General features: G+C 65.2%; 23 protein-coding genes and 1 tRNA gene. 12 read left to right on the forward strand and 12 right to left on the reverse strand.

Annotated features, from left to right (window positions below; genetic code table 11):
- Window positions 1–115: 115 nt before the first annotated feature.
- The 3 genes from CH294_RS12620 to CH294_RS12630 form a co-directional block, all read right to left on the reverse strand.
- A complete protein-coding gene (locus CH294_RS12620) occupies window positions 116–541 on the reverse strand; it encodes an SRPBCC family protein (protein WP_032404581.1) in 426 nt (141 codons plus the stop codon).
- Between the two features lie 116 nt (window positions 542–657).
- Window positions 658–731, reverse strand: a tRNA-Pro gene (locus CH294_RS12625).
- A 17-nt stretch (window positions 732–748) separates the two neighbouring features.
- Window positions 749–1,687, reverse strand: a complete 939-nt coding sequence (locus CH294_RS12630) for a metallophosphoesterase (protein WP_032380682.1) — start codon at window positions 1,685–1,687, stop codon at window positions 749–751.
- Between the two features lie 185 nt (window positions 1,688–1,872).
- On the opposite strand from CH294_RS12630, the gene CH294_RS12635 reads away from it, so the two are divergent.
- Window positions 1,873–2,337, forward strand: a complete 465-nt coding sequence (locus CH294_RS12635; RefSeq protein WP_032380026.1) for a GatB/YqeY domain-containing protein — start codon at window positions 1,873–1,875, stop codon at window positions 2,335–2,337.
- A gap of 66 nt (window positions 2,338–2,403) precedes the next feature.
- Here the strand turns inward: CH294_RS12635 and CH294_RS12640 are convergent, their stop codons facing one another.
- Entirely contained in the window at window positions 2,404–4,752 is a 2,349-nt protein-coding gene (locus CH294_RS12640) for a penicillin-binding protein (protein WP_032380683.1), read from the reverse strand.
- Window positions 4,753–5,047: 295 nt separating this feature from the next.
- On the opposite strand from CH294_RS12640, the gene CH294_RS12645 reads away from it, so the two are divergent.
- A complete protein-coding gene (locus CH294_RS12645; protein WP_008712729.1) occupies window positions 5,048–5,371 on the forward strand; it encodes a WhiB family transcriptional regulator in 324 nt (107 codons plus the stop codon).
- Window positions 5,372–5,417: 46 nt separating this feature from the next.
- On the opposite strand, the gene CH294_RS12650 is transcribed toward CH294_RS12645, so the two are convergent.
- Together CH294_RS12650 and CH294_RS12655 are read right to left on the reverse strand one after the other, a co-directional pair.
- A complete protein-coding gene (locus tag CH294_RS12650) occupies window positions 5,418–6,548 on the reverse strand; it encodes an ArsA-related P-loop ATPase (RefSeq protein WP_032380027.1) in 1,131 nt (376 codons plus the stop codon).
- A complete protein-coding gene (locus tag CH294_RS12655) occupies window positions 6,545–7,552 on the reverse strand; it encodes an ArsA-related P-loop ATPase (protein WP_032380028.1) in 1,008 nt (335 codons plus the stop codon). Before CH294_RS12655 ends, CH294_RS12650 begins: the two co-directional genes overlap by 4 nt.
- A gap of 106 nt (window positions 7,553–7,658) precedes the next feature.
- Here CH294_RS12655 and CH294_RS12660 point away from each other — a divergent pair, with 106 nt between their 5' ends.
- Both CH294_RS12660 and CH294_RS12665 read left to right on the forward strand, forming a co-directional pair.
- Window positions 7,659–7,826 (forward strand): DUF4177 domain-containing protein, encoded by a 168-nt coding sequence (locus CH294_RS12660; RefSeq protein WP_094609297.1) that lies wholly within the window; start codon window positions 7,659–7,661, stop codon window positions 7,824–7,826.
- A gap of 6 nt (window positions 7,827–7,832) precedes the next feature.
- Window positions 7,833–8,291, forward strand: a complete 459-nt coding sequence (locus CH294_RS12665; RefSeq protein WP_094738132.1) for a RidA family protein — start codon at window positions 7,833–7,835, stop codon at window positions 8,289–8,291.
- On the opposite strand, the gene CH294_RS12670 is transcribed toward CH294_RS12665, so the two are convergent.
- Window positions 8,272–9,666, reverse strand: coding sequence for a wax ester/triacylglycerol synthase domain-containing protein (locus CH294_RS12670; RefSeq protein ID WP_094738133.1), 1,395 nt, complete (start codon window positions 9,664–9,666; stop codon window positions 8,272–8,274). The genes CH294_RS12665 and CH294_RS12670 overlap by 20 nt on opposite strands.
- A gap of 4 nt (window positions 9,667–9,670) precedes the next feature.
- Window positions 9,671–10,531, reverse strand: a complete 861-nt coding sequence (locus CH294_RS12675) for a Gfo/Idh/MocA family oxidoreductase (RefSeq protein ID WP_032404584.1) — start codon at window positions 10,529–10,531, stop codon at window positions 9,671–9,673.
- A 58-nt stretch (window positions 10,532–10,589) separates the two neighbouring features.
- On the opposite strand from CH294_RS12675, the gene CH294_RS12680 reads away from it, so the two are divergent.
- Entirely contained in the window at window positions 10,590–11,384 is a 795-nt protein-coding gene (locus CH294_RS12680; RefSeq protein WP_094738134.1) for an MBL fold metallo-hydrolase, read from the forward strand.
- 31 nt (window positions 11,385–11,415) lie between these two features.
- Here the strand turns inward: CH294_RS12680 and CH294_RS12685 are convergent, their stop codons facing one another.
- Together CH294_RS12685 and CH294_RS12690 are read right to left on the reverse strand one after the other, a co-directional pair.
- Window positions 11,416–12,090: a Crp/Fnr family transcriptional regulator gene (locus CH294_RS12685; protein WP_027494494.1), complete on the reverse strand. Its 675-nt coding sequence runs from the start codon at window positions 12,088–12,090 to the stop codon at window positions 11,416–11,418.
- Window positions 12,091–12,358: 268 nt separating this feature from the next.
- On the reverse strand, window positions 12,359–12,628 hold the full coding sequence (locus CH294_RS12690) for a hypothetical protein (RefSeq protein WP_032404586.1): 270 nt from the start codon (window positions 12,626–12,628) through the stop codon (window positions 12,359–12,361).
- 173 nt (window positions 12,629–12,801) lie between these two features.
- Between CH294_RS12690 and nth the strand changes: the two genes are divergently transcribed.
- From nth to marP, 4 genes are read left to right on the forward strand one after another with little or no spacing between them, the layout of a single operon-like run.
- Window positions 12,802–13,488 carry an endonuclease III gene (gene nth / locus CH294_RS12695; protein WP_249305293.1) on the forward strand — a complete coding sequence of 229 codons (687 nt, stop codon included), beginning with the start codon at window positions 12,802–12,804 and terminating at the stop codon, window positions 13,486–13,488.
- Between the two features lie 50 nt (window positions 13,489–13,538).
- Window positions 13,539–14,147 carry a TlpA disulfide reductase family protein gene (locus CH294_RS12700; RefSeq protein ID WP_094738393.1) on the forward strand — a complete coding sequence of 203 codons (609 nt, stop codon included), beginning with the start codon at window positions 13,539–13,541 and terminating at the stop codon, window positions 14,145–14,147.
- 23 nt (window positions 14,148–14,170) lie between these two features.
- Window positions 14,171–14,857: a CoA pyrophosphatase gene (locus tag CH294_RS12705; RefSeq protein ID WP_094609307.1), complete on the forward strand. Its 687-nt coding sequence runs from the start codon at window positions 14,171–14,173 to the stop codon at window positions 14,855–14,857.
- Window positions 14,854–16,044 carry an acid resistance serine protease MarP gene (gene marP, locus CH294_RS12710; RefSeq protein WP_094738136.1) on the forward strand — a complete coding sequence of 397 codons (1,191 nt, stop codon included), beginning with the start codon at window positions 14,854–14,856 and terminating at the stop codon, window positions 16,042–16,044. Before CH294_RS12705 ends, marP begins: the two co-directional genes overlap by 4 nt.
- A 9-nt stretch (window positions 16,045–16,053) precedes the next feature.
- Here marP and CH294_RS12715 read toward each other — a convergent pair whose 3' ends face one another.
- Together CH294_RS12715 and CH294_RS12720 are read right to left on the reverse strand one after the other, a co-directional pair.
- On the reverse strand, window positions 16,054–16,986 hold the full coding sequence (locus CH294_RS12715) for an alpha/beta hydrolase (RefSeq protein WP_032404589.1): 933 nt from the start codon (window positions 16,984–16,986) through the stop codon (window positions 16,054–16,056).
- Between the two features lie 24 nt (window positions 16,987–17,010).
- On the reverse strand, window positions 17,011–17,505 hold the full coding sequence (locus tag CH294_RS12720; RefSeq protein ID WP_032404590.1) for a phage holin family protein: 495 nt from the start codon (window positions 17,503–17,505) through the stop codon (window positions 17,011–17,013).
- A 244-nt stretch (window positions 17,506–17,749) separates the two neighbouring features.
- Between CH294_RS12720 and CH294_RS12725 the strand changes: the two genes are divergently transcribed.
- The 3 genes from CH294_RS12725 (at window position 17,750) to CH294_RS12735 (ending at window position 22,713) form a co-directional block, all read left to right on the forward strand.
- Entirely contained in the window at window positions 17,750–19,120 is a 1,371-nt protein-coding gene (locus CH294_RS12725; protein WP_032380039.1) for an MFS transporter, read from the forward strand.
- Between the two features lie 84 nt (window positions 19,121–19,204).
- A complete protein-coding gene (locus tag CH294_RS12730; RefSeq protein ID WP_094738137.1) occupies window positions 19,205–20,302 on the forward strand; it encodes an IS110 family transposase in 1,098 nt (365 codons plus the stop codon).
- A gap of 602 nt (window positions 20,303–20,904) precedes the next feature.
- Window positions 20,905–22,713: a glycosyltransferase family 39 protein gene (locus CH294_RS12735; RefSeq protein ID WP_094738394.1), complete on the forward strand. Its 1,809-nt coding sequence runs from the start codon at window positions 20,905–20,907 to the stop codon at window positions 22,711–22,713.
- Window positions 22,714–22,719: the final 6 nt, after the last annotated feature.

Raw genomic sequence — 22,719 nt, forward strand, 5'->3', positions numbered from 1 at the left:
ACGTCGCTACCGTCGGAAACTACGACACCTCCCGTCGACGCGGCTCTTCACGAGCCCCGTCGCTGCCTTTCCCGCCACTGACGGGCCGTGCTGTTCGGGCAGGGCGCAGAACTGGCTACGGAGCCAGGCGCGACAGGTTCTTCGAGATGCTCGACGTCAATGCCTTACCGACGATCGCGGCGAGTCCGGGGACGGGCGCGTCGAATCCGATCGTGTAATCGAGTTCGGTGCCGCCGTCGGTGGTGGGGGTGAACCTCTGCACGCCCCAGTGGCCGCGTAGTGGACCACCCTTGGTGATGCGGTACTCGATCAGAGAGTTCGGCTCGGAGACGATGGTGGTTTCCTCGAACGCGGGCATCGGCCCGAGCTTGAGGCTGCGGGTGGAGCCGACTCCGTTGCGCGATGTATCGCCGTCGCGCACGCGGTCGATCTTCGCCATGAACAGCGGCCCGAGGTTCTCGTGTTCGGACAGCGCCGCGAACACGACCTCGGGTGGGGAAACGAACCGGTGGGTGACGTGGACGCGGGTCGGGGTCGGCATGGTCGTGAAGTCCGTTCGCTCGGGGTCGGCAGAGTCGACTCACAGTAGCGTCGACAGAGCAAAGAAAAGGGACCCACTCGATCGAATCGAGTGGGTCCCTTTCGGTGGTCCAACTGTCGGGGTGGCGGGATTCGAACCCACGACCTCTTCGTCCCGAACGAAGCGCGCTACCAAGCTGCGCCACACCCCGTGTACCGCTGGAGAAGTCTAACTCACGACTGCCTCGGAACGCGAAACGCCCTCGTCGGAGACGTTTTTCGGACCCATTCTTGGGGCCGGAGTCAGCGTGATCAGGGTGGCCTCGGGCCGGCAGCAAAAGCGTGCGGGCGCGTACGGCGAGGTTCCGATTCCCGCGGAGACGTGCAGCTGGGTGTGCGCGCCCCACTTGGACGGGCCCTTGACCCGCGAACGGTCGATCTCGCAGTTGGTCACCAGTGCGCCGTAGAACGGCAGACACAGCTGCCCACCGTGCGTGTGACCGGCGAGGACGAGGTCGTAACCGTCCTGAGCGAACTTGTCCAACACCCGCGGCTCCGGCGAATGCGTGATGCCCAGGCGCAGGTCGGCCAACGGATTGGGCTGACCGGCGATGGTGTCGTATCGATCGCGCTTCAGGTGGGGATCGTCGACGCCCGCCGCCGCGATGCGTACCCCAGCGACCTCGAGCTCACGACGCACGTGAGTGACGTCGAGCCAGCCGCGCTCGGAGAACGCCGCCCGCAGATCGCGCCACGGCAGCGATTCACCGGTCGTGCGCTTGTGGTTCTTGTCGAAATACTTGAACGGGTTCTTCGGCTTGGGTGCGAAGTAGTCGTTGCTGCCGAACACGAACAGGCCCGGCCGGGCGAGCATCGGCCCCAACGCCTGCACGACGCTGGGGACGGCGCGCTGGTGGGAGAGGTTGTCGCCGGTATTGACGACCAGATCGGGCTCGAGCCGGTCCAGTTCACGCAGCCAGTTCTGCTTCATCCGCTGGCCCGGCATCATGTGCAGGTCGCTGATGTGCAGCACCCGCAGGGTCGCCGAACCCGGCTCCAACACGGCCATGGATGTCTCGCGCAGAGTGAAGGCATTGCGCTCGATGAGGGTGGCGTATCCGAGCCCCAACGCCGCCGCGCCTGCAGTCCCGATCACGGAACTCTTCAGCGGAGCTGCTCGGACTGCATCGCGAGCCTGTTCTGCAGCAGTGCGCAGTTGCGTGGAGGCGCTGCGCAGTTGCGCCGAGGTACGGAGAAACGAGGGACTGAATTGTGCGGACACCTCATCCACGATACGGCAGCAACCGGATATGGACGTGCGAGCCGACGACTGCGCCGCGTAGCGTTTCCGCCATGTCCGAACTCAAGGCCCGCCTCCGTACCGACCTCACCGCAGCGATGAAGGCGAAGGACAAACTCCGCCTGGCTACGCTGCGCATGATTCTCGCCGCCATCCAGACCGAGGAGGTCTCCGGTAAGGAGGCCCACGAGTTGACCGACGACGACGTGCTGAAAGTGCTTGCCAAGGAAGCGAAGAAGCGCGGCGAATCGGCCGAGATCTACACCCAGAACGGCCGCGGCGAACTTGCGGCGAACGAGCATGCCGAGGCGCAGATCATCAACGAATACCTGCCCACCCCGCTCACCGACGAGGAGCTGGCCACCATCGTCGACACCGCCATCGCGCAGGTGGCCGAGGACCTCGGTGAGCGACCGGCGATGAAGCAAATGGGTCAGGTCATGAAGATCGCGTCGGGACTCGCAGCGGGTAAGGCCGACGGATCGCGACTTTCGAAGGCAGTCAAAGACCGCCTGTAGTGCGCTCCGCGCAGTGGTGCGGTCATGTCCCCTCTGGGGCACACAACCGCACCACTGCCGCAGGCACTAGCGAGGAGCCGTCAGACCGGGGATCGCCGGAATCTGGATGCCCGGCGGTAGTTCCGGTATCTGGATGTTCGGCAGCGCAGGGGCCGGAGCCGGGGCCGGTCGAACCGAGCCGTCGCTGACGTAGATCGTGATGTTGGACCCCGGTACCGCCGAACCCGACGGTGAGGTCGACACCACGGTGCCGCGTGCAGCCTGGTCGGCCGTCGTCACCGCCGTCACCTGGAAGCCCGCACCCTGCAGCGTGGACGTCGCAGACGACTGGCTCTGACCGGTGACATCGGGAACCTGACCGTTGGCGGAGCCACGGACGTACTTCTGGTCGACGGGTGGCAACGCGACGGGACCGTAGTTGTTGGCGATCGGGGTCATGGCGTCGAACCACGTCCGCGCCGGCTCGTTACCGCCGTACAGATTGCCCGAGCCGCATGGCCGCAGCGGGAACGAGCAGATCTCGCTGGGCGTCGGCGAATCACCGTAGGTGTACACGGCGGCGGCGTAGTTGTTGGTGAACCCGAGGAAGCCCGAGGATCGGTTCGACTCGGTGGTACCGGTCTTACCGGACATCGGCAGGTTCCAGCCGGCGGATGCGGCGGCGGACGCTGATGTGCCGCCTGCCTGGTCGTCCTTGCTCATCGCGTTGGCGAGGGTGTTCGCCAGGCCAGGCTCGACGACCTGCTCGCAGGCCTGGTGCGCGACCGGAACGGGCTTCCCGTCTCGGTCGAAGATCGAATCGATCGGGGTGGGCGGGCACCATTTGCCGCCGGAGGCGAGGGTGGCAGCCACGTTGGACAGTTCCAGCGGGTTGACCCAGGTCGGTCCGAGGGTGAACGAGCCCAGGTTCTGACTCTTCTGGAAATCGGCCATCGACTGGTCGGTGCCCGACGAACCCGGGTCGGTGTACGAGCGCAGGCCGAGGCGAACGGCCATATCGACCGTCGGCGTGACGCCTACCGACTCGATCAGCTTGACGAACGCGGTGTTGGGGGACTGAGCCAGCGCGTCGGTGATGGACAGCGCGGGTGGGTAGTTGCCCGCGTTCTCCACGCAGTACGTGGAAGCGGGGCAGTTTCTGGCACCGCCGTCGCCGACTCCCTTGACCTCCACGCGCTTGGGAACCTGCAGCGTTGCGCTGGTGCCCAGTCCACGCTCCATGGCTGCGGCCGTGGTGAAGATCTTGAAGATCGAGCCCGCTCCGTTGCCGACGAGGGAGTGCGGTTGCGGCTGCACGGTCTCGTCGTCGTCGGCGTTGAGGCCGTAGGTACGGCTGCTGCCCATCGCCAGAACTCGGTGCTGGTCCTGGCCGGGGGCGACGACGTTCATGACAGTGGCGACGCCGTCGAGGTTCGGGCTGGTGTTCTCGACCAGCGCGGCCTTGGTGGAGTTCTGCACTGCGGGGTCGAGCGTCGTGCGGATGAGGTACCCGCCCTTGTCGATCTGTTCCTGACTGATTCCGGCCTGGGCGAGGTACTGCAATGCGTAGTCGCAGAAGAATCCGCGGTCACCTGCCGCGATACATCCGCGGGGCAGGGTCTGGGGGACCGGCAGTACACCGAGCGGCTCGGACTTGAGGGCCGTCAGTTCTGCAGCACGCTCGGGCAGGTTCTGAATCATCGTGTCGAGCACGGTGTTCCGGCGCTCGAGCACGCCCTCCTCGTTGGTGTACGGGTTGAGGGCCGAGCTGGACTGCACCATTCCGGCGAGCATCGCGGCCTGGACGGCGCTGAGCTGGCTGGCGTCGATGCCGAAGTAGGTCTGGGCCGCGTCCTGGATGCCGAAGGACGCGTTACCGAACGGCACCAGGTTGAGATACCGGGTGAGGATCTCGTCCTTGGTGAGCTCTTTGTCGAGCGTCAGCGCCATCCGGATCTCGCGGATCTTGCGGGCGGGTGTCGTCTCGATCGCGGCACGACGCTCGGCGTCGGTCTTGGCCACCACCAGCAGTTGGTAGTTCTTCACGTACTGCTGATCGATGGTGGACGCACCCTGCTCCACCTGGCCACTGGTGGTGTTGGTCAGGAACGCGCGCAGCGTGCCCTGCCAGTCCACACCTCGGTGTTCGGCGAAGCGTCGGTCCTCGATCGAGACGATGGCGAGCTTCATCTCGTTGGAGATCTTGTCGCTCGGTACCTCGAAACGGCGCTGCTCGTACAGCCAGGCGATGGGTGTGCCGTTGACGTCCGTCATCGTCGAGACGGCAGGTACTGCTCCCTCGACCAGCTCGGCCGACACGTTGTCGACGGTATCGGCGGCTCGGTTCGAGGCGTACCCGAATCCTCCGGCCATGGGGAACATCACGCCGGCGAGCAACGCACCGGCGAGTGCTGAACATCCGGCGAGCTTCGCCACGGTTTTTCCGACTGACACAGAGCACAGCGTACGTGGGTACTGCTCGGACCGGCATCAGGCCCGCATGCGCTGTGTGCTGCGCCCCTGCTCGGGACGGCCGTACCAGAAATGTGACCTCGCCGTCTTGCATTCGCGGCTCGCTTTACCTAAATTATGAGCACGGTGTGATTCACGTAACACTTGATAATGATTGTGGGGCAGCTCTTAGAATTTGTGCTTCGCCAGCGAGGTACAAACCTTCTTGGAGCCTCCGGGACGTCCAGCGAGGACGACCGACACGCAAAGGGGTATCCGCATGCATACGACAACCGCGCCGACGCGACTCGATGTAGAAGAAGCAGAAGCACGCATCGCCTGGGTGTCGCACGCCCGCTGCAAGGGCACGGACCCGGATCAGCTCTTCGTCCGAGGCGCGGCGCAGCGCAAGGCCGCGACGATCTGCCGGCACTGCCCGGTGCTGATGCAGTGCGGTGCGGATGCACTCGACAACCGAGTGGAGTTCGGCGTGTGGGGCGGCATGACGGAACGCCAGCGTCGGGCGCTGCTCAAGCAGCACCCCGAGGTCGACTCCTGGTCCGAATTCTTCGAGACCCAGCGCCAGCAGCAAGCGGCTATCTAGCCCCCGCCGGGCCCGGCAGGTCCACAGCCTGCCGAGCGCGGCCGATCTAACCCTTGCGGGTCAGCTGATCGGCCACCGCACGTAGCGCGGCAAGGTCGGAGACCTCGAAGGGCAGGGAGGGAACACCGACGATCGGGACGCGGGGGTGCGCACCGGTGAAGCGTCGAAGCAGCCGCACCTCACGCGCCGCCGTCACAGCACGTTGCGCGTGAATGCGGAGAACCGCAGCGGTCAGCGTCGAGCCCGGGTCGTCGATCCGATCGAGCAGGTCTGCGGCAGTGGCAGCATGATCGGCCTGCACCGAAGACAGAGTCGGGTGCGTCCGGTTCACCACGAGCCCGGCCAACGGCATCTTCTCCGCCGAGAGGCGTTCGACGAAGAACGCCGCCTCCCGCAATGCGTCGGGCTCCGCGGCAGCAACGACGAGGAAGCTGGTGCCGTCCTCGCGTAGCAACTGGTAGGTGCGCGTCGCACGTTCGCGGAATCCGCCGAACATCGAATCCAGTGATTGGACGAAAGCCGATGCGTCCGAAAGCATTTGGCTTCCGATGACGGTGGAGACACCGCGCATCGCCAAACTCATCGCGCTGGTGACCACCCGGGTGATGCCACGGCCGGGAGCGGTGAGAAGCCGGATGAACCGGCCGTCGAGGAAAGAGCCGAGCCGCTGCGGTGCATCGAGGAAATCCAGTGCATTGCGCGACGGGGGAGTGTCCACCACGATCAGATCCCACGACGAATCCAGGGACAACTGCCCCAGCTTCTCCATCGCCATGTACTCCTGCGTGCCCGAGAAAGACGACGCCACAGTCTGATAGAACGGGTTGGCCAGGACCTGCTCGGCCTTCTCCGGCGTCGAATGCTCGATGACCATCTCGTCGAACGTGCGCCGCATGTTCAGCATCATGGCGTGCAGCTCGCCCTTGGCGCCGGCACCCAATTTCACCGGCTGCGGGCTGTTGTCCAAATCGCCGAGACCGAGAGCCTGAGCCAGGCGGCGGGCCGGATCGATCGTCAACACCACCACGCGCCTGCCCTGCTCGGCGGCACGTAACGCCATCGCGGCGGCCGTCGTCGTCTTACCGACCCCGCCTGCCCCGCAGACCACGACGATCCTCGACGTGGGATCGGTCAGAATGCGATCGACGTCGAGTTCGGTTGCTACTGGTCGAGTCATCGGACACCCTGTTCTGCCAGCTTGGCGGCGAGCTCGTACAAGCCGCCGAGATCGACACCGTCGGCCAACATCGGCAACGACATGCGTGCGACGTCGAGTTCGTCGAGTTGAGTTGCGCTCTCCACCTGCGCCGAGAGTGTCGACGCGTGCTCGATCGATTCGGTGAGCAGACCCGCGAAGTCGGCCTCGGAGAGCGTGATTCCGGTTTTGGCGAGGCCGTCCTGGATGGCAGCGGCGTCGATGTCACCCTCGGCGATGGCTTCGAGCGAGTCGTCGGGCAGGAACGTCGGTTCGGTGCGGTTGACGATGACCGTGCCCAGCTGCAGATCTGCCGCCTCGAGTTCACGTACCGCGTCGGCGGTCTCCTGAACCGGCAGGGCTTCGAGCAGTGTGACGAGATGCACGACGGTGTCCGCCGAGTGCAGCAACCGAACCACGCCCTCACTCTGCGAACGCACCGGGCCGCCCTTGGCCAGATCGGCCATGGCCTTGGTGACGTCGAGGAAGTTCCCGATTCGACCGGTCGGCGGCGAGTCCACGACGACCTCGTCGTACGCGCGGTTTCCCTTCTTGTCGGTCCGCACCACACATTCCTTGACCTTGCCGGTCAGGAGCACGTCGCGCAGACCTGGTGCGATGGTCGTCGCGAACTCGATGGCACCGATCTTGCGCATCGCGCGGCCGGCGAAACCGAGGTTGTAGAACATGTCGAGGTATTCGAGGAACGCGGTCTCGATGTCGATGGCCAGCGCGTAGACCTCACCGCCGCCGTCCGCCGAGGCCACGCGTGTCTCCACGGGTGGCAGCTGCGGCACGTCGAACAGCTGCGCGATTCCCTGCCGTCCCTCGACCTCCACCAGCAGTACCCGTCGGCCGCCGGCGGCGAGCGCCAACGCCAACGCGGCGGCGACCGTCGACTTGCCGGTGCCGCCTTTACCGGACACGAAATGCAGCCGCGCGGCATCTGCCTTCGCCGGCCATCCCTCTTCGTTCGATGTACCCACGTCTCGACCATATAGAGACTCGATGCCGGTCGTCCGACGGAACCGGCAATCCCGTCTTCGCAGTGACGCGCCCCTCGTGTTCGGCCGAACGATAGGGTCAACAGTCATGAGCGAAAAGATCATCTGGGAGTACTTCACCGCGCCGGTGCTGATTCACGCCACCAAGCAGATTCTCGACAACTACGGTTCCGAGGGCTGGGAACTCGTCACGATCATGGCGGGACCGAACGGCGGCGACACGCTGGTCGCGTACTTCAAGCGTCCGAAGGCCTGAGCGCAGATGACCGACTGGAGCGAACGGCTCTCCGAGCTGGGCATCGACCTGCCGGACGTGGTTCCGCCGTTGGCGGCGTACGTCCCGGCAGTGCAGGTGGGTTCCCTCGTCTACACCTCGGGTCAGCTGCCCATCGTGGACGGGAATCTGACGTCCGCGGGCAAGGTCGGCTCCGACGTCTCGGCGGAGGACGCCACCGCAGCGGCGCGCATCTGTGCGTTGAACGCGCTCGCCGCGGTCCATGCGCTCGTCGGAATCGACTCGATCGCACGCGTGGTCAAGGCCGTCGGATTCGTGGCGTCCGCCCAGGGGTTCACCGGTCAGCCCGGGGTGATCAACGGGGCGTCGAACGTCATCGGTGAGATCTTCGGTGACGCAGGCAAGCATGCCCGCTCGGCTGTGGGTGTAGCCGAATTGCCCCTCGGTGCTTCGGTGGAAGTGGAGCTCATCGTCGAACTGCGGTAGTCGCCGTTCCGTGGAGGGCGGCGCAGGTCTCGTCGATCGCCGAACGCAGCATGTTCGCGTAGTCGGCGTGGTCGGGGACGGTCGTCGGGCATGCCGCCACGCAGACGGTGACCAGATCGCCGTACCCGTAGACGGCGTGGCTGACGCTGCAGCCGGGCCCGAGCGCGGCGACGCCCGAACACGACTGCGCTCGGGCCGAGCCCAGTGTGAGGTCGAGGCTCGTGCGGTTGACGCTGGTCACGACCGTATGAGTGGTGACCCGATCGGGTGTCCCGGTGCGAGGGGCCGTGCGCCGACCGTGGCGGCCGAAGGCGAGCATCAGAGCCGCTGGATAGACCTCGGCGGATCGAGTTGCATCGAGGTGGCGGTGATCGGTCACGTGTTCGCGCTGGAGTGCCAGTGATTCCCCGATGGCCGACGCTCGTCGGGTCGCATCGGCAAGCTGCGGGTGCAGAGTCACGGCCGCGGGCAGGGTGCGATTGACGGCAGGCCACGGTACCGACGCCGAGAGGGCGGTGGGGACGAGCGCTCGGAGGTCGTCTCGGTCCGGTTCTCCGTGGGCCGCGCAGTACTCGGCCAGCGCAGCCCCGACGGCGGTGAGTGCGGTGACCGTCACGGTCGCCGGCCCACCCGTCCACTGCGACTTCGGGAACTGCAGCACGTGCACGGCCCTGGTCTCGTCGGGATGGGCATTGAATCTCGCGGCCTCGACCGGCGCGGGTACCACCAGCTCCCCGTCTCGCACCGCGGCCAAGTACTTCTTCTGGGCGCGCACCATCGGGATCTGCGACCTCGCCCAACGGAGCGGCAGCAGCACGGCACCTTTCGCAGCGTCGTACCGAGGGCGCGCACGCGACGCCACCGGGTCCGGGAGAGCCGTGTTCTCGGTGTTCTCGCCGCGACCGAACAGGGCGCGGGCGATGTGGGTGCCCACCGATCCGTCGGACATCGCATGACTGATCTGGACGACGACGACAGTGGCCGCTCCCCGTACTCCCTCGGCTTGCGACAGTCCCCGGCCGACATGAATTTTCCACGCCCGATCCGTCGCGTCGATCGGAACGCTCGACAGTTCTGCCAGGAACGACTCGACCGTGTGCCGGCCATCGGACAGGTCGTGATCCACCAGATGGTCGCGAACAGGGTGCGGATCACGGATCCATCGAGGAAATTCCCAGTGCCCCGGTGCTTCGCAAATGCGAATCCCCAACCTCGGAACGAGCCGAGCGCGATGTTCGACATGCGCCGCCACCTGGTGAAAACTCGGTGGATCGGCGTCTCCGGAGTCGAAAACGATCGCCGTGTACTGATCCATCGAACGGTGAGGAGCCGAGGCGAAATGAAACATCGCGTCCTTGACGTCCATCATGGTCATGGATTCAGGGTGCCCACTCCCGCGCCCGATCAATCACCTTCTGCAGATGCAGGCCTCGGTGTACCGAGCATTCGTGATCGACACCCGACTCGACCGACTCGAGGAATTCGTCCAGCAACACGGCGAAGCAATCGGTCGACGAGGTCGATCGATCGGTGAGGGTCTCGACTCCGTCGGTGCCGCTCAGCTCGATGCGCATGAGCGACGGCATGATCGGCGTCCGCAGCGACAACTGCACTGTGCTGCGGGCACCGCCCTCGTGTTCGAGCAGCACCGTCCAACTGTCCGATGCCACCTCGCGGTGCGAATAGGCAACGCGTGCAATGGTTCCCAGCGCAGCGTCGAGTAGGTCGAACACGTGTGGCCCGATGTCGAGTATCGCCCCGTCGTCGTGTCGCCACTGCGAATTGGCGTATGCCCCGCCGAGAATCGCCCCGGAGAACCAGGTTCCCGATCCTGCTGCCCAGGTACGTCCGGCCGTCGCGTCGAGGAATTGTCTTGTCTCCGGAGCGAATCGGAGAGTCAAGGTCACCATCGACCGCACTCCGGCCGCCGTGACGGCCGCGGCAAGTTCCTCGGCCTCGGCCACGGTTGCCGCAATCGGCTTGTCCAGCAACACATGTTTGCCTGCCTGAACTGCGCGCAATGCGTACCCGGCCTGCACGGCGGGCGGTACTGCGAACGCCACCGCGTCGACTGCGCCCAACAATGCGTCGAACGAGTCGAAGACCGGCGCTCCCAGTTCGGCCGCGGCGTCCGGTCTGCGTGCCCACACGCCGGTGAAGTCCACACCCGGGTGAGCGAGCAGCGAGGGGGCTTGAGTCTTGCGAGCCCATGGGCCCGCTCCGACGAGTCCGATCTTCATGAGAGTCGACGGTAGTCCTCGTCACCGCGGCCTGGGGCGGGCGACCTACAGTGTTTCAATGGCCGACTCGAACCCCCAGCATCCCGCGTACGGACTTCTTCGGCAGGTGACGCCGACCGCGTCGGTTCTGCTCGCCGACAACCCGGGCAAGATGACTCTCGACGGAACGAACACCTGGATCCTGCGTGCACCGGGTGCCGAGGAATGCATCGTCGTCGATCCGGGTCCGAAGGACCGAGCACATCTCGACGCCGTCGCCGCGTCGGGCACGGTGGTGCTGACGCTGGTGACCCATCGCCACACTGATCACACAGGCGGAGTGAAGCGCTTCCACCGCAAGACATCCGCTCCGGTGCGCGCTCTGGGGGAGAAGTTTCTGCACGGGGACGGCGCGACGTTGGCCCACGGCGAGGTCATCGAGGCGGCCGGATTGCGGATCGAGGTCCTGCACACGCCCGGACACACAGCGGATTCGGTGAGCTTCGTGCTCGATGACGCGATCCTGACCGGAGACACGATCCTCGGCCGCGGCACCACGGTGCTCGACCCGAAGGACGGCTCCCTCGCGGACTACCTCGAGTCGTTGGACCGACTGGAATCAGCAGGTGCCGGAAAGACGGTGCTGCCCGGGCACGGACCCGAACTACCGGACGCCGCCGAGGTGGCGCGAGCGTATCGCGCCCACCGTCAGCAGCGGTTGGATCAGGTTCGCGCGGCGCTGGTCGAGATCGGCGAGAACGCGAAACCGATGCAGGTGGTACGCCACGTCTATTCGGACGTGGACAAGAAGCTATGGCCGGCTGCGCGGATGTCGGTCAAGACGCAGCTGGCCTACCTTCGTGAAAGCAGCTAGCTAGCGAGCTGCTGTCCCGACGGAACTCGGCCTAGCGAGCTCTTCGGGCCAAACGCTCGGAGTCCGAGATCAGCACGGACTTGCCCTCGAGGCGCAACCATCCGCGGTGTGCGAAGTCGGCGAGTGCCTTGTTGACGGTCTCGCGAGAGGCACCGACGAGCTGAGCGATCTCTTCCTGCGTCAGGTCGTGGGTCACGCGAAGCGATCCCGCTTCCTGTGTGCCGAAGCGCTGCGCGAGCTGCAGCAGTGCCTTCGCGACACGTCCGGGGACGTCGGTGAAGATGAGGTCGGCCAGGTTGTTGTTGGTGCGGCGCAACCGGCGAGCCAGAACGCGCAGCAACTGCTCGGCGATCTCGGGGCGCTGGTCGATCCAGTCCTTGAGCGCGGCGCGGTCCATGCTGACCGCGCGCACCTCGGTGACCGTGGTGGCCGAGGACGTACGGGGGCCGGGATCGAAGATGGAGAGCTCGCCGAACATGTCCGACGGTCCCATGATCGTCAGCAGGTTCTCGCGGCCGTCGGGAGAGCGTCGTCCGAGCTTGATCTTGCCGGAAACGATGATGTAGAGCCGGTCTCCGGGCTCACCCTCGTTGAACACGACGTGTCCGCGGGGGAAATCGACAGGCTGCAGCTGCTTCGTCAGGGCCGCAACCGCAGAGGGTTCGACTCCTTGGAAGATGCCGGCCCGTGCCAGGACGTCGTCCACTTGCGCTCCTTTAGGGATGTCGACGATGCGGCAAACCCGCACCACCGAAGGCGTTTGTACACAGTCGTGCCACCCACCGAACTGCGTGGGCAGTTCAGGCGTCGAAGCCGGTGCAATGTTCAAACACAACAATTACCTCAGGGGAGTCTACTTCGACTCGGTCGAAACCGAGTGATCGACGCCACCACAGGTTGCCAGAGCTATTGAGTGTGTGTTCCCGTTCACCGAAAATTCATCGAAATCGCGGCCTATCGGACAAATTGGTTGCTCAGCTGGCGCGTTGGTCGACCATGCCGTCGCGCGTGTCGATGGTCCGCGGTGGGGCCTGCCGACGCTTGCGGGTGTTGAAACGAGCCAGCGCGTGCGGGAAGCCTTCGTTGGCCAGTGTGGCGACCTCGGACTTGCTCGCCTGATCGAGGAACTCCTCTACTTCGTGCTCCCGGACGCCGAGCTTGCTGAGCCGGAACTCGACGCGCTCCATCGCGAGTGCGAAGAGCATGAGTAGTACCGGAAAGAGCACCACGGCGAGTCCTTGCATACCGGCCAGTTAACACCGAAAAGGTCTCGATACAAACACAGCTCGGTGCGGTCGCGTAGTTCGTTACGCATTCTTGTCCGTACAGTTGTGGAGTGGATTCGACAGCTCCGAAACGCCCCGACGTGCGCAAACGCGGGGAGACGCACCTCGGGCTCGTGCGTCGAGCTCGGCGAATGAATCGGACGCTCGGGGTCGCCTTTCCGCACGTGTACTGCGAACTCGACTTCACCACGCCCCTCGAACTGGCCGTGGCGACCATCCTGTCCGCTCAGTGCACCGACAAGCGCGTCAACATGGTCACCCCGGCACTGTTCGTGAGATACCGCACAGCCCGCGACTACGCCGAAGCGGACCGCACCGAACTCGAGGAGTTCATCCGCACCACGGGGTTCTATCGGAACAAGGCCAACTCGTTGATCGGTCTCGGGCAGAAGCTGCTGGAGAACTTCGACGGCGACGTGCCGGCGAGTCTGAAAGACCTCGTCACCCTTCCGGGTATCGGCCGCAAGACGGCCAACGTCGTTCTCGGCAACGCGTTCGACGTACCCGGCATCACGGTCGACACCCACTTCGGTCGGCTGGTGCGGCGCTGGCAGTGGACGGAGGAAGAGGACCCGGTCAAGGTCGAGCACGCGGTCGGTGCACTGATAGAGCGCAAAGAGTGGACCGTGCTCTCGCATCGCGTCATCTTCCACGGTCGACGCGTCTGCCACTCCCGTACTCCGGCGTGCGGAGTGTGCGTCCTCGCCAAGGACTGCCCGTCGTTCGGCCTCGGTCCGACCGATCCGGCCGCCGCTGCAGCCCTGGTGAAGGGTCCCGAAACCGAACATCTTCTCGCCCTTGCCGGAATTGTGTCGTGAACAAGGCCGCTCTTCGCTGGTCTCTGGTTGCGCTCATTCTCGTCGTCGGGATGGTCTACGCGCTGTGGCCCCGCAGTGAATCTCCCGGCGCTCAGCGCTCGGACGGTCCCGGCCTCGGTCAGGCAGGACCGTCGACGGCCGAACGCCGCGCCGCCGACACACCCGAAGCTCTCGCACCGTTGCGACAGAACGCCGGTCTTGCCGCATGTCCGACGCCGTCCGGCACGTCAACGGGCCCGTTGACGGGCATCACACTCGAATGCATCGGCGACGGCTCGTACGTCGACCTCGGCCAAGCCCTGGCCGGCCGCCCCGCGTTGCTGAACATCTGGGCCTACTGGTGCGGACCCTGCGCGGAGGAACTGCCGTACATGCAGCAATACGCGGAGCGGGCGGGTGATGCCATCACTGTCCTCACGGTGCACAACGACGCCAACGAGGCGAACGGCCTCACTCGGCTCACCGATTACGGGGTCACTCTGCCCGGAGTTCAGGACGGCGGCGGCCGCGTCGCGGCCGCGGTGGGAGCACCGAACGTCCTGCCCGTATCCGTTTTGATATCTGCGGATGGCACTGTCGCCAAGGTGCTACCTCAACCCTTCACAAGCGTCGACGACATCGCCGACGCGGTGCGCGAGAACCTCGGAGTCGCGTCGTGAGCGCACCCGAGTGGCTCGGGCGCATGCTCGACGTCGCCGGCAGCGCGAACGGACTGACCGACACTACCGGCATCAACCCGGTGCTGCAGCGGCACGCGCAGCCTGCCGACCGAACCCGTTCCGCGGCGGTGTTGGTGCTGTTCGGCGGGCCGGCAGCCGCTGACCCGGCCGCTCCCGGCGGGCTACCAGCCGACGCCGACGTACTGCTGACCCAGCGCGCGTCGACACTGCGTGATCACAGCGGACAGATCGCCTTCCCCGGTGGTGCCACCGATCCCGGCGACGACGGTCCCATCGGTACGGCACTGCGGGAGGCGCAGGAGGAAACCGGGCTCGACCCCGCAGGCGTCGTCCCGCTGGCAACGATGCCCGGGATCTACGTGCCGCCGTCGCGCTTCGATGTGGTTCCGGTGCTTTCGTACTGGCAGGCCCCGAGTCCGGTTCGGGTGGTCGATGCCGGCGAAACCGAGCGGGTGGTGCGAGTTCCGTTGCGAGAGTTGCTCGATCCGGACAACAGATTCCAGGTGCGCCATCCCGCCGGCTACCAGGGCCCGGCCTTCTCGGTACAGGGAATGCTGGTGTGGGGATTCACGGGCGGTATTCTGGCGGGCCTGCTCGCTGTGTCGGGCTGGGAGTCCGAGTGGGACACGGGGGACATACGCGATCTGGAGGCCAGCTTGACTGCGGTAGGAGCGAGGCTCGATCGGTGACGGGTTCAGGGTGGGTCGATATCGCGGTGGTCGCCATCGCACTGTTGGCAGCAACATCGGGATGGCGGCAGGGTGCGGTGGCGTCGGCGCTGGCGTTTCTCGGCGTCGTGCTCGGGGCCGTTGCCGGCATTCTGGTGGCACCGCACGTGCTCGAGCACGTCGCCGGTTCGCGAATGCGGGTCTTCGTCGGCATCGCGTTGATCGTGGTGTTGGTGATCGTCGGTGAGGTGGCCGGCATGGTTCTGGGGCGCGCGTTGCGCAGCGGAATACATTCGCGCGCAGCCAGATCCGTCGACAGCACTATCGGGGCCGGTCTGCAGGCCGCGGCCGTTCTGGCTGCCGCGTGGTTGCTCGCCATTCCGCTGACGTCGTCGTCGCAGCCCGAGGTCGCCAGTGCGGTTCGCGGCTCGACGGTCCTGGGCAAGGTCGACGAGGTGGCACCCGACTGGTTGCGTCAGGTGCCCAAGGAATTCTCGGCGCTGCTCGATACCTCCGGATTGCCGGACGTCATCGGACCGTTCGGTCGCACGCCGGTTGCCGACGTCGCTGCTCCGGATTCCGGCATCGCCGCGGGTCCGATTCCGGTGGCGCTGCAGTCGAGCGTCATCAAGATCAACGGCATCGCGCCGAGCTGCCAGAAAGCACTGGAGGGCTCCGGCTTCGTCGTCGGCTCCGACCTGGTGATGACCAACGCGCACGTCGTGGCCGGCACGTCCGAGGTGACCGTCGATTCTCCCAACGGCCCACTCGACGCCGACGTCGTACTCTTCGACCCCGAAGAAGACGTTGCCGTGCTTCGTGTTTCGGAGCTGCAGGCACCGGTGCTGAACTTCGCGCCGACGCCGGCCGAATCCGGATCCGACGCCATCGTGCTCGGTTACCCCGGCGGCGGTCCCTACACGGCGAGCCCGGCCCGGATCCGCGAGATCATCAACCTCAGCGGCCCCGACATCTACCGCACCGGAACCGTCCAACGCGAGGTCTACACGGTGCGCGGATCGGTGCGGCAGGGCAATTCCGGTGGACCGCTGGTCAACTCGTCCGGTGAGGTTCTCGGTGTCGTGTTCGGTGCCGCTGTCGACGACCCCGACACCGGATTCGTGCTGACCGCGTCGGAGATCGCGGACGAGCTGGCGAGGAGCTTCGATGCGCCGGTCAGCGTGGGTACCGGCGACTGCATCGTCTGACCCTGTCGTCTAGCCGTCGCGCACGATGCGCAGGATCTCCTCGGACACCACGTCCGGTGCTTCCTGGTGCACGTAGTGCCCCACGTCCCGCACTGTTCGACGCGTCAGGCCCGGGGCCCAGTGCCGATCCCGATCGAGGGTGGTGGGCAGCACGTACGGGTCGAGGTCGCCGATGATCTGCGCGACGGGAATCGAGGTGCGCACGTCGACGGCATCCATGAAGCGGCGGCCGTCGGAACGGAACTGGCTGCGGAACGCCCAGCGCTGATATTCGAGCGCACAATGTGCGGCACCGGGAATGCGGATGGCAGAGCTCATCTTGGCTGCGGTGTCCGCAAAATCCTCGGTGCTCTTCCAGGCGGACCCGGCTCGACTACGCATCAGCTCTTCCACCGCGCCGCCGCCTCGACGCGTGAGCAGCCTCTCGGGCCGCAGCGGAACCTGGTAGCGAACGAAGTGCGGCAGCAGAGCCGCGCGTTGTGCAGAATCCTTCAACACGGCGCGGCGCAGGGAGATGGGGTGTGGGGCGTTGATCAGCACCATCGAGCGCACCAGACGTGGATGCAGAGCCGAGCTGGCCCAGCAGACCAGTCCGCCGTCGGCGTGGCCGACGAACGTGGCGTTCGGGTAGCCGAGGGCTCGAATCAGGCCGACGATGTCGCCGGCGAGGGTCCACCCGTCGTATCCGCGTGGGGGTTTGTCGGAGTCGCCGTACCCACGCAGGTCGACGGCGACGGCGCGCACACCGGACCGAGCGAGTGCGTCGAGTTGGTGTCGCCACGAGTACCAGAAATCGGCGAAGCCGTGCAGTAGGACCACCAGCGGCGCGTTCGGTTCGTGTTCGCCGACTTCGACGATGTGGAACCGGATTCCGTTGGCATGGATATCGCGATGGATCCACTGTCCCGGGTAGCGGACCGTGGACGGATCGGGTTGATTCATACTGCTCGACTCGCCGGGCGTCGACTACTTCTTGTAGCCGGGAATTCCGGGGATGGACTCGTGCTGGTTCGGCAGTACCGTCGACGCCTGCTTGAGCGAGTCGATGGTCTTCTCGGGCTTGCGCAGCTTCTTGACTCTGCGATAGCCCAGGAAACCGAACAGCGCCGCGGCCAACACCATGACGGCGAACACGATGAGGAAGGCCGCCCAGCGGTAGAGCCACACGTCGAGCAGCTCCGCGGCGAAGAAGAAGAAGAAGAACGAGCTGAACAGCAACACCGTCAACGCGATGATGAAGAAGACGCTGCCCTGCAGACCCTTCTTGACCTCGCCGGTGACCTCGGCTTTGGCGAGAGCGACTTCGGCGCGCACGAGCGTCGAGACCTGGGTGGTGGCGTCCTTGACGAGATTTCCGATGCTGGCGCTACCAGGGGTGCGGGCATCGACATCGGTCAGAGGTATCGACGAAATCGTATTCGGGACGCCGTTTCCGTATCCCTTGTCATTGCTGACGCTCAACTCTCGACCCCTTGTAATCGCTCTGCTCGGTGTTGCGGAAGATCGTATCGACAGTAGTGCCTAGGTAGCAGGTTAACCGCTACGCGGCAGCCGAGCGATGCTCGGCCCGCCGATGGTTACCTCCCCGCCCGTCGAGACAAACACGGAAATGTTGCACCAATCGGCAACGAACAGACCGGGGGCGTGAAATTCTCAGGTGTTCATCAGGTAATTTCCAGGGAACTTCCCTCTTCAGGAGCAATTCGTGAGTTCACCACACGCCGTCACGGACGACGGCGCAATTCCCGCACCTCAGGTGCCTCGGTCGCGCATCGTGATCGCCTCGATGGTCGGCACGTCGATCGAGTTCTTCGACTTCTACATCTATGCCACCGCCGCCGTGCTCGTCTTCCCCCGCCTGTTCTTCCCCGCGGGCAACGACACGACCGCGTTGCTCGCGTCGTTCGCGACGTTCGGTTTGGCGTTCGTGGCGCGACCCATCGGCTCGATTCTGTTCGGCCACTTCGGCGATCGCATAGGACGAAAGGCGACCCTCGTCGGGTCCCTGCTGACGATGGGTGTCGCGACATTCGCGATCGGACTCCTGCCGACGTACGCCGCGGTGGGTCTGTGGGCACCGGCTCTGCTTGCGATCATGCGCTTCACCCAGGGCGTCGGCCTCGGCGGTGAGTGGAGCGGTGCGGCGTTGCTGGCCACCGAAACCGCCAAGCCGGGCAAGCGAGCCTGGGCGGCGATGTACCCGCAGCTGGGCGCTCCGATCGGCTTCTTCTTCGCCAACGGCATCTTCCTGCTCATCGTCATCGCGACCGGCTACGACTCCGCGAACTCCGGCACCGACCACGCGTTCCTCACGTGGGGCTGGCGTATCCCGTTCCTGCTCAGCGCGATCATGGTGATCATCGGCCTGTACGTCCGACTCAAGCTCGAGGAGACGCCGGTGTTCAAGCTGGCCGTCGAGCGCGGCCAGAAGGTCAAGACCCCGTTGGCTCAGGTGTTCAAGACCAGCTGGCGTCAGCTGATCATCGGTACCTTCGTCATGCTCGCCACCTACACGCTGTTCTACATCATGACCACGTGGGTGGTCAGCTACGGAACGGGCAAGGTGGCCGACGTCAACGGTCCCAAGCTGGCCATCCCGTACACGGACTTCCTGGAGCTCCAGCTCATCGCGGTGCTGTTCTTCGCGGCCCTGATCCCGGTCGCCGGGCTGCTCGCCGACAAGTACGGCCGACGTCCGACGCTCATCGTCATCACCGCGGCGATCGTGCTGTTCGGTCTGTCGTTCCATTGGTTCGCCGACCCGTCGTCCGCGTCGGCAGGCAAGATGCTGGTGTTCATGTGCGTCGGCCTCGGACTGATGGGCCTGACGTTCGGACCCATGAGTGCCGTTCTGCCCGAGCTGTTTCCGACCAACGTGCGCTACACCGGCTCGGGAATCTCGTACAACACCGCGTCGATCCTCGGAGCAGCAGTGGCACCGTTCATCGCCACCTGGTTGGTGAGCAGCTACGGCGTCGGCTGGGTCGGCGTCTACCTGGCCATCGCTGCAGCCCTGACACTGATCTCGCTGATCATCATGAAGGAAACACGAGACCAGTCGCTCGACAGCGTGTAGACGGTATGGAGGTCTTGGCTGGGGCCTCTCCGCATGTAAGCGTGGGTTGCCGACAGGAGTGGGTCCTGGCCGGTAGAGCCACAGATGTGGGAGGCCCCAGTGAAGACTCATCGTACGAGTGTCGGTTTGGATGTGCACGCACGATCGGTGGTGGCGTGCGGTTTGGATGGCGAGAGCGGCGAGTTGTTCGAGCGTCGCATGTCGCCTGATCACAAAGAAATCCTGGAGTGGATCCGTGCGCTGCCAGGATCGGTACATGTCGTCTACGAGGCGGGCCCGACCGGTTTCGGTCTGGCCCGTTTTCTGTTGGCCGCCGGTGTCGATTGCGTGGTGGCGGCACCATCGAGAATTCAACGTCCCCCTGGTGACCGCATCAAGACCGATGCCCGTGACGCCCGACATCTGGCACGGTTGCTTCATTTGAGTTCTATTGTGCCGGTGCTGATTCCGAGTACCGAACAGGAGTCCGCTCGTGATCTGGTGCGAGCGAGGGAGGACTGCCGCGGCGATCTGGTGTCCGCACAGCATCGCCTGACACATGTGCTGCTGCGTCAAGGGATCATCTACAGCGGCGGCAAACCCTGGACCGCAGCCCACGATCTGTGGTTACGTCGCCAGCGGTTCGATTCACGTGCACTGCAGATCACCTACGACACCGCCTACGAGACCGTCATCGCCACCACCGAACGCCTGAATCGTCTCGATACCGCCATCGCGGACATGGCTGCGCATTCGTCGTTCACTCCGGTGGTGACCCGGCTGGGGTGCCTTCGTGGGGTGGCGACGTTGACAGCGTTCGGTTTGGCGACCGAGATCGGTGAGTGGGACCGGTTGACCGGCCGCTCGATCGGTGCGTTCGTCGGGTTGATCCCGACCGAGCATTCTTCCGGTGAATCCCGGTCGCAGGGCGGTGTCAGCAAAACCGGCAATGCTCACGTGCGCCGACTGCTGGTCGAGGCTGCCTGGCATCATCGCAAGCCGTATCGGCCGGGGCGTGAACTGGTGGCACGATGGAAGGCCTCGACTCCCAAAGCCAAAGCACGAGGACATCAAGCGAACCGGCGGCTGCACGCACGGTGGGAACATTTCGACGAACGCGGCAAACGTGCGGTGGTCGCCAATGCCGGGATCGCACGAGAGCTGGCCGGCTGGTGCTGGTCGTTGGCCACACTCGAGGAATGAGCTGAGCGTCGACGCCGAAGTAGCGATCTGCGTCGGGATAGATGTCCGGGATGAACGGTCGACGACGATGTGGGATGTGGCCGAGCGTCTGGGAGTGACCCGCTAGCCGCCTATGAGCAATCCTCAACTGCGCGTTGGGATCACGCTCGACTTACAGACTTGCGATCCACTCCAGCCGAAACAGTCCGTCCTGCGGTAACAAACCCGCGTATATGAGAGTTGACGACGCGTCGAACACTACGACACGCTCACCTCCCACTCGCATCGATCACCATCCCGGCAACAGGAAGCGGTGGCACACACGACGGTGCGTGCCACCGCTTCACCATGCCGTGGTTGACAGACCGACATCCATATGAGAGCGGCTGCGCCGCACGTGAGCGGAAATTCGTAGCAGGGGTCGAGTTTCCGCTCACGTGGTGGCCTCGAAGTCGTTGCAGTGCAGACAATTCGGGCATTATTCGGGTGACGGTGATGATTGACGGTCGATTTTCAGGAAGTTGACCGCACATCCTCAGGATCGAGGTCGACAGTGATCGACTGTGACCATCCAATCTGTGAGCGCCGATTCCGGACTCGACGTGAGTCGACCGCGTTGGGCGATGCCCACTCTCGCTGCCCTTCTCGTCGGAACAGCAGGGGCCTACGCCCTCGATCTGAACCGCGAGCACTGGGGTAATTCCTTCTATGCGGCGGCCGTTCAAGCCGGCTCGATCAGTTGGAAGGCGTTCCTGTTCGGTTCGTCCGATGCCGCGAACTCCATCACGGTGGACAAACCGCCTGCGTCGCTGTGGATCATGGAGCTATCGGTACGAATCTTCGGCCTCAACTCGTGGTCGCTGTTGTTGCCGCAGGTGCTGATGGCCGTGCTGAGCGTGGGAATCATGTACGCGATCGTCGCCCGTCGATTCGGATACGGGGCAGCGCTGATTGCGGGCGCGGTCTTGGCCACCACCCCGACCTTCGCACTGATGTTCCGCTACGACAATCCCGACGCCTTGCTCACCCTCACCCTGTTGGGGGCAGCGTGGGCGATGCTGCGTGCTCTCGAAGACGGACGCACTCGCTGGCTGGTGTTGACCGGCGCTGTCATGGGTCTCGGATTCCTGACCAAACAGCTGCAGGCGTTCCTCGTCGTTCCGGCTCTTGCCGTGGCCTACGCGGCGTTCGGTCCGCCCAAGCTCGGAACTCGACTTCTGCAGTTGCTGGCCGCCGGTGCCGCCGTGCTCGTCTCGGCTGGATGGTGGGTGGCGATCGTGCAACTGGTGCCTGCGGCGGACCGGCCGTGGGTCGGTGGATCGAAGACCGACAGCATTCTGGATCTGACCTTCGGCTACAACGGCTTGGGTAGGTTGACCGGTAACGAACACGCGGGCACCGCCGGATCGTCTGCCGGTGATGCAGCGCAGGCAGGCGGTTTCGGGCCGGGTGGGCACGGACCGCAGACGGGCATCACCCGAATGTTCGCTGCCGCCCAGGGTGGTCAGATCTCGTGGCTGATTCCGGCCGCACTGGTGCTCGTGGTCGCGGGAATCGTGTTGCGCGGCAGAGCTCCTCGGCGGGACTTTCAGCGTGCCTGGTTCGTGATGTGGGGGCTGTGGCTCGTCGGGTGTTCGGTGGTGTTCAGCTTCATGTCGGGCACCTTCCACCCCTACTACACGATCGTCGTCGCTCCGGCGATCGCCGCCATCGTCGGAGCGGCTGTCCGTGAGCTGTGGGTGAGGCGCGAAAAGGCCGCGTGGCGTGCGGTTCTGGTGCTGGCTTCGGCGATCACGACGGCTACCTCGTTCGTCTTTCTCGCCCGCACCCCCGAATTTCTGCCGTGGCTGCGGTGGGTGGTGCTGGGAGTCGGGGTTTTCGTCGCAGTGGCCCTGGTGTTCCGCCGGTCCCGATCGATCTCGATTGCACTGGGGGCGATGGCAATTGCGGTCGCTCTTGCCGGCCCCGTCGCGTACGTCGCCGATACCGTGGTCACTCCGCACACGGGAGGTGGCCCGTCGGCCGGGCCCGCGGTTGCGTCCGACCAGGCCGCGAATCGAAGTGGTCGAGGGGGTGAAGATGCCGAGCGGTCAACGCAATTCGGCTCTCCATCGGCTCCCGACGCGGAGCTGACCGCACTCCTCGAGGCAGATCCGCAGAAGTACACCTGGGCGGCGGCGACGATCGGATCCAATGCCGCCGCGGTCCTACAGCTCGCGACCGACGACCCGGTGATGCCGGTGGGCGGATTCTCCGGAACCGACCCGTCGCCCACACTCGACCAATTCGAGGCCGACGTGGCCGCGGGAAAGATTCACTACTTCATCGCGGGAACCGGCAAGACCAGGCCGTCGGCGATCGGTGACTGGGTGGCCGCGACCTTCGCGCCAAGGACCGTCGGTGATTACACGGTGTTCGATCTGAGTTCCTGAGGCAGT

Origin of the sequence: Rhodococcus sp. 14-2483-1-1 (assembly GCF_002259335.1) — a bacterium.
In the GTDB taxonomy this organism is placed as follows: domain Bacteria; phylum Actinomycetota; class Actinomycetes; order Mycobacteriales; family Mycobacteriaceae; genus Rhodococcoides.